Genomic DNA, 6519 nt, shown 5'->3' on the forward strand with positions numbered 1-6519 from the left:
TTCGTGAATCATGACGACAAACCAGCATCAAGGCAATTAATGGGTCCTGAGCCTAGGGCGTCCTGCCTCTGCTGGATGCGTAAGGCTTCATACTGCGAATGCGGCGAAGCTGTTTTCACTGGTCAAGAAGCACGGGTTTAAGAACACGCGGATCGTGGTTCAGAATTAACCATAGACAGTACCCCAGCGCTCGATCAATTTCTGTTGCAGCGCTTTGGCACGACGGTTCCATGCACGTCCGCCCTGCGGCGCTTCTTTTTCAGACTTTTTGATACTGCGGCGACGGTTTGTGTCGGCGCAAATCATTGCGAAGGCGAGCTGGGTGCCATCGGGTGCCGTCATATAACCGCTGAGTGCGCTGACGAAATTAAGCGTCCCCGTCTTGGCATTCACCTTAATCGGGTGGTCCTTAATGACTTTGCGCTTGGCATCGCGCATGGCGATGGGTTTCAGTAACTCTGCAAAGCCCGCGCGACGACGGGCGACGAGCATCGCGTTCACCATGCCTTGCGCTGTGACTTTGCTGGCGTCGCTGAGACCTGAGTGATCGGCAAAGCTGGAGTTGCCCATGCTGAGCGCGTCATTGGCCCAGCGGCTCATCAATTGAGCGGAGGCTCTAAGGGTCGTCGCGCGCCCACCGCGTTGACGCGTGGCGGTGAGGCCGACGATTTCAGCGGTCAGATTTGTGGAAAACTTGAGCATATCGCGCAAAATGGTGCGGAGTGGCGCGCTGGTGTGAGTCACAATCGCGCGCGTTTTTGGGGCACGCGTGCTGCGTTTGGGGTTCTTCAGCACAATGCCCTGCGCGCGCGCAAAGGTCTGGAAAACGTCCGCCGCATAGAGGCCGGGTTTGCGCACCGGCAACCAGCGCGAGCCGCTTTTACCGAGTGCACCACGCGCCACGCTCCATTGATCAAAAGCGCCCGCGTCTTTGTAGGAATAGACTGGCAAATCACGTGCGGCGATGGCCATCTTAGAAATGTAGACAGCCGGGCGATGTCTGTCAGAGCACGCATCCATCGCAACGCTGTAGCCATTATTGCCACGGCGCCATTCAAAGTGGACGCGGTTGAAATTGAGGTTCAGACCGGAAACAGCAGGGTTGTAGCTCACGTGCTCTGGTTGCGACGGGTCGATGTCATTGAGGTTGGGCAGGGCGTTGTCTACGTAGAAGAACTGCCCGCGCACCTCGCGGATACCGAGCGCTTTGAGTTTCGCGGCCATATCGAACAATGCGTTTGTATCAAGGGTCGGGTCACCGCCGCCGATAAGGAATAGATCCCCGCTGACCACGCCATTGGCGATAGAGCCATTGGTCGAAATCTGAGTGCCAAACCGAAAGTTCGGGCCGAGTGCATCAAGGGCATAGAGCGCAGTGATCGCCTTGGCAGTACTGGCAGGGGGCAGGCCGAGCGTTTGTTTGTTTGTCTCAAGCAGTTTGCCCGATTTGAGATCAGCGACCGCATAGCCGACGGCACCACCCAGCTGAGCGGCTTCAATAAGCGCTTGGGGCGTGGCGGGTTTAACTTGAACCGTTTTTGCGCCAGCCGCAGGTTTTGCTGCACCACCGCGCATGGTGGGCCGGATGGATGTGAGTGGCGCGTTGGCCAAGGCCACATGCCCAAATGAGGCAGAGGCGGCAGCGGTCAGGAAAAAGCGTCTTGAAAATATTTTGGTCATGTAAAAGTTAATGCAAATTGTTGTGGGCTTAACAAGGCCAGAGCGGTGCAAGAGTTGGGCTTTTTACGGCATTGTGATGGCAAGGACCTGTAACGGGACTTTTCAGAAGCCCTGTTGATGGCAATTTGCATCTGCTAGGGGCGGGTATGTTGAAAGCAATGTTGATCATGCTCGTCGCGATGAGCGCTATTCCCGCAGGTGATGCCGCGAGCAAAATTCTGACATCAGAGCTTGGCGTTGCGCCGACGTATGTCGTGTGGACACGCTTTTTGATCGGGGGCTTGGTGATCTTGCCATTCACGTGGCGCGCAGGGCTGTCTGTGTGGCGCGATTGGCGTGTGTGGTTTCGCGCAGTGCTTATTGCGCTCGGGATCAGTTGTATCACGCGCGCGCTGCAATTGGCTCCGCTTGCGGATGTGTTTGGCGCGTTTTTTATCGGGCCTTTGGTGAGTTTCTTATTGTCCGTGTGGCTTTTGAAAGAACGCGCAAGCGCGGTTCAAGCGGTCTTGGTTCTACTTGGATTTGTGGGCGTTTTGTTGATCGTGCGTCCGGGATTTGAGGCGTCGGCAGGGCTGGGTTGGGCTTTGCTCGCAGGGTGTTTGTACGGTGCGTTTTTGACGGCCTCACGGTGGTTGGCAGGGTCGGTCGCGCTGGGCGGCTTGATGATCACACAAATGGTCGGATCGGTGGTTCTGGTGACGCCGTTCGTGTTCGGACAATTCCCCGAGTTCACGCCGCAAATTGCGAAGTTAACGGTGATTAGCGCGCTTGGATCGATGATTGGGAATGTGCTGATGCTGTTTGCGTACAAGATGCATGAGGCAAGCAAACTTGCACCGTTTGTGTACTTTCAACTGATTTCAGCGGTGGTTTTGGGATGGTTGATTTTTGGTGAATGGCCGGATGTTTGGGTGATCACAGGTATGTGCATGATTGTTGTGGCGGGTTGCGCGAGTGCAGTGTTGCAATCACGAAGGCCAATCGCCCCGCGCACGTAGTTCTGTCGAGGAAATATCGCGCATTGGCACGTTGACGAAGGCCCAAGCAGGGGCGTCTGCGTGTGATAAAAGCCGTGCTTGGCGACCTTTCAGAAGTGCGCGGCGATAGATCTGCGCAGCGGGGGCAGTGCGACCATCAATGCGTTCGCCGGGGCGGGCGAGGACGCCGATGGGGACTGTTTCGATGATTTCATCCCAATCTTTCCACAAGTGAAACTGCGCGAGGTTGTCCGCGCCCATGAGCCATGTGAAACGCGCGAAAGGAAATTTTTGGCGCAATGCACGCAGGGTTTCAGCCGTGTAGCGTGTGTTGAGATGTGCTTCGATGTCGGAGATGTGGACGCGCGGGTGCTGCATGACTTTGCGCGCGCGCCTCATGCGAAGGTTCATCGGGGCGGGGCCACGTTTTTTGAGGGGATTACCGGGGGAAACGAGCCACCAGACTTCATCGAGATCGAACCGTTTGAGGGCTTCGCGTGTGATATGAACGTGTCCAAGATGGGCAGGATCAAAAGAGCCGCCCAAAAGGCCAATGCGTCTGCCGCGTGTGTTGTGTGCTGTAGGGCGCATGTTGCTCGTGTATCGCTCGGGCAAAGCTGATGCAATTAGGGGATTGGGCAGTCGTTGATCTCGCTCACCGCTTTGCGCCATGCGGCGGCGCTGTCAAAAGTGTCGTGTTGCCAGTCGTCCGATGATTTGCGGGGCATCATGCCGTAACTGATCATATAGCCGGGTCTGTAGGTAGGTGGTCCAAGGGCTTCGATCTCGACGCATGTGTCGAGAAAGAAAGGATGTGCGGGGTCGCGCAGTTTGTCGATAGAGGCGCGTATGCCGGTCATGGTCGAGCGATCCAAAAAGGCGAACATCCATTGTGAGAGTTCACCAAGCACCACATGCGCACTTTCATCGCGCACACGTTGTTGATCGAAAAGGCCATAGGAGGAGTAGGTGTAATAAACCTGAACGGCATCGTCATAGCGTTGCTCGGACGCGCAGGCGCGTACTATGCGGGCAAGCTCGGAGGGGTGCATGTCATTGCTTAGCTCCCGCTGGGAAAGACAGCCGAATTCACGGGGCAGGGCGTCATTGTTCTGAGCGCTCAGCAATGACGGCACGCATAAAGCGCAAAACACCAGCAAGGCGCGCATATGAAACTCCCTATCCAATTGCGCCTATCCTCGCAGCACACTATGTGAATGCAAACTGAATTCAGCGTGAGGAGCGACCCCATGGCGGCGTATCAATATGTGTATCACATGCAAGGCGTGTCTAAGACCTATCCGGGCGGCAAGAAATGCTTTGAAAACATCCACCTAAACTTCCTACCCGGTGTGAAAATCGGTGTGGTGGGTGTCAACGGCTCGGGTAAATCCACGCTTTTGAAGATCATGGCGGGCCTCGACACAGAGTTCCAAGGCGAAGCATGGAAGGCTGAGGGCGCGAATGTGGGCTACTTGCCACAGGAACCTAAGCTCGACGAAACGCTCGATGTACGCGGCAATGTGATGCTGGGTGTGGCCGATAAGAAAGCAACGCTTGATCGCTATAATGAGTTGGCGATGAATTATTCTGACGAGACGGCTGACGAGATGGCCGAATTGCAGGATAAGATCGATGCTGAGAACCTTTGGGACTTAGATTCTCAGATCGACGTCTCCATGGAAGCCCTGCGTTGCCCCCCTGATGATGCGGCTGTGTCCTCGCTCTCTGGTGGTGAAGCACGCCGTGTGGCGCTGTGCAAGTTGCTGCTGGAACAGCCTGATATGCTGCTGCTGGACGAACCGACAAACCACCTAGACGCGGAAACGATTGCTTGGCTGCAAAAGCACCTGATTGACTATAAGGGCACGATCCTCTGCGTCACGCACGACCGTTACTTCCTTGACGATATCACCAGCTGGATCCTTGAGCTCGACCGTGGTCGCGGTGTTCCATACGAGGGCAACTATTCCGCATGGCTAGAGCAGAAGGCGAAACGCCTGTCCCAAGAAGCGCGCGAAGATAAGTCTAAGCAGAAAACGCTTGAGCGCGAACTTGAGTGGATGCGCCAAGGGGCTAAGGCCCGTCAGGCGAAATCAAAAGCGCGTATCAATTCATACAACGAACTCGCGGGTCAGTCCGAGCGTGACAAAGTTGGCCGCGCGCAGATCGTTATTCCCAACGGTCCACGCCTTGGCAACAAGGTGATCGAGGTTGAGGGTCTCAAGAAAGCGATGGGTGACAAGCTATTGGTTGAAGGTCTGTCCTTTGATTTGCCGCCCGGCGGTATTGTCGGCGTGATCGGTCCAAACGGTGCGGGTAAATCCACACTGTTCAAGATGTTCACGGGTCAGGAAAAGCCAGACGAGGGCACGATTGAATATGGCGACACGGTGCAGCTGTCCTATGTGGATCAATCGCGCGACGATCTTTCGGGCGACGAGACGGTTTGGGAAGCGATTTCTGGCGGTTCAGAGATCATTGCACTGGGCGATGCGGAAGTGAATTCGCGCGCCTATTGTTCATCTTTCAACTTTAAGGGCGGCGATCAGCAAAAGAAGGTTGGCCTGCTCTCGGGTGGTGAACGTAACCGCGTGCACATGGCGCGTTTGCTCAAAGAGGGCGGCAATGTTCTGCTGCTCGACGAACCTACGAACGATCTGGACGTGGAAACACTGCGCGCGCTCGAAGACGCCTTGGTCGATTTCGCAGGCTGCGCTGTGGTCATTTCGCACGACCGTTTCTTCCTGGACCGCATCTGCACGCACATGCTGGCCTTTGAAGGCGACGCGCATGTGGAATGGTTCGAGGGCAACTTCGAGGACTACGAAGAAGACAAAAAGCGCCGTCTGGGTGCGGATGCTTTGGAGCCTAAGCGGATTAAGCATAAGAAGTTTGCACGCTAAGTTTTGCTGGAAAAAAGCGAATTTTTAGAGTTTTTTGCAGATGAACTTTGCTTTTGTGAGAGTGGTGAACTTTATTCTCAGTGTCACCACTCGAAACACTACAAACACTTTCACGAGCTTGGCATAGATAGAAGGAAGTTTGCGCATCGTAAGCGTAGTTGTCCCGTGGTTTCTGATGCGCAAGCATGCGGCAACAAAACTATTTCATCTCATTCCCAGCAACGTAACGGCTCGCTCAAAATGATCTCTGAGTCGGGCCATGTGCTTGGTTTTTCGGATGGGCCAAATGCGACAGGTGTTCATGGCAGGAAAAAGCTCGTTAAGTTGAGTGCTAGAAAAGCGTCAACTTTTCCAGGTCTTTGCTCAGAACATGATGCATCGGTTTTCTCAAATATTGAAAAAGGACCATTGAAAGCAAATTATCGCTCCGCGCTTAGCCTATCACAACGATGTGCTTTGTATGAGGCGGTTGTACATTCAGACGGGGCATTGTTTTCAAATTGGCTTCATGCCGTACCAAGGTTCAATTTCGCGTTTGATACAAACATAATGATCCCAGAGTTTGAAAACATGCTCCATTACGCTGGCTACACATGGAATCTTGTCGCACTGTTGTCAAAAATTGAACGCCGAGAAAGCATTAGAAAGCTCTATCACCTCACAGCAATAGTTGATGAAGTCTTGCCGTTTTCGGGAACGGGTTGTTTTTGTATCGAAAATGATTTTTTGGGTCGTCAACTGCAAGCTTTCAATGAGACGCACAATAAATTCGCATATGCGCAGATTTCTGTACTGCCTCAGGTCGACGGCACAACAGTAGTATCACTGGCTTCAACCTCCGACAAAAACAAATACGTCAGTAGGAAGTTTATCAATAGTTTCCGTAAAGCCCTGTTATACCGCTGCTACCCCAAAACCCGAATTTTTTCATGGGTTATGACGCGGAAATTGTCTGA

7 protein-coding genes are annotated in these 6519 nt (G+C 53.9%); 4 read left to right on the forward strand and 3 right to left on the reverse strand.

The window, feature by feature from the left end; genetic code table 11:
• Positions 1-46: 46 nt before the first annotated feature.
• On the forward strand, positions 47-169 hold the full coding sequence (locus tag PFRI_RS21930; protein WP_342742259.1) for a L,D-transpeptidase family protein: 123 nt from the start codon (positions 47-49) through the stop codon (positions 167-169).
• Here the strand turns inward: PFRI_RS21930 and dacB are convergent.
• Positions 166-1680 carry a D-alanyl-D-alanine carboxypeptidase/D-alanyl-D-alanine endopeptidase gene (dacB, locus tag PFRI_RS02955; RefSeq protein ID WP_084649578.1) on the reverse strand — a complete coding sequence of 505 codons (1515 nt, stop codon included), beginning with the start codon at positions 1678-1680 and terminating at the stop codon, positions 166-168. The two genes, PFRI_RS21930 and dacB, sit on opposite strands and share 4 nt — an antisense overlap.
• 146 nt (positions 1681-1826) lie before the next feature.
• Here dacB and PFRI_RS02960 point away from each other — a divergent pair, with 146 nt between their 5' ends.
• Positions 1827-2678 (forward strand): DMT family transporter, encoded by an 852-nt coding sequence (locus tag PFRI_RS02960; protein WP_072629261.1) that lies wholly within the window; start codon positions 1827-1829, stop codon positions 2676-2678.
• Here PFRI_RS02960 and PFRI_RS02965 read toward each other — a convergent pair.
• Both PFRI_RS02965 and PFRI_RS02970 read right to left on the reverse strand, forming a co-directional pair.
• The gene (locus PFRI_RS02965) at positions 2649-3248 is read right to left on the reverse strand and encodes a nicotinate-nucleotide adenylyltransferase (protein WP_072629262.1); all 600 of its coding nucleotides are present in this window, start codon (positions 3246-3248) and stop codon (positions 2649-2651) included. The two genes, PFRI_RS02960 and PFRI_RS02965, sit on opposite strands and share 30 nt — an antisense overlap.
• Positions 3249-3283: 35 nt before the next feature.
• Positions 3284-3826, reverse strand: a complete 543-nt coding sequence (locus tag PFRI_RS02970) for a hypothetical protein (protein WP_072629263.1) — start codon at positions 3824-3826, stop codon at positions 3284-3286.
• Between the two features lie 81 nt (positions 3827-3907).
• On the opposite strand from PFRI_RS02970, the gene ettA reads away from it, so the two are divergent.
• Both ettA and PFRI_RS02980 read left to right on the forward strand, forming a co-directional pair.
• Complete coding sequence (ettA, locus tag PFRI_RS02975; protein ID WP_072629264.1) at positions 3908-5563, forward strand: energy-dependent translational throttle protein EttA; 1656 nt, start codon at positions 3908-3910, stop codon at positions 5561-5563.
• Between the two features lie 3 nt (positions 5564-5566).
• The coding region (locus PFRI_RS02980; protein ID WP_139292074.1) for a hypothetical protein at positions 5567-6519 on the forward strand (953 nt) is incomplete at its 3' end.

Source organism: Planktotalea frisia (genome assembly GCF_001890925.1).
Lineage (GTDB): Bacteria > Pseudomonadota > Alphaproteobacteria > Rhodobacterales > Rhodobacteraceae > Planktotalea > Planktotalea frisia.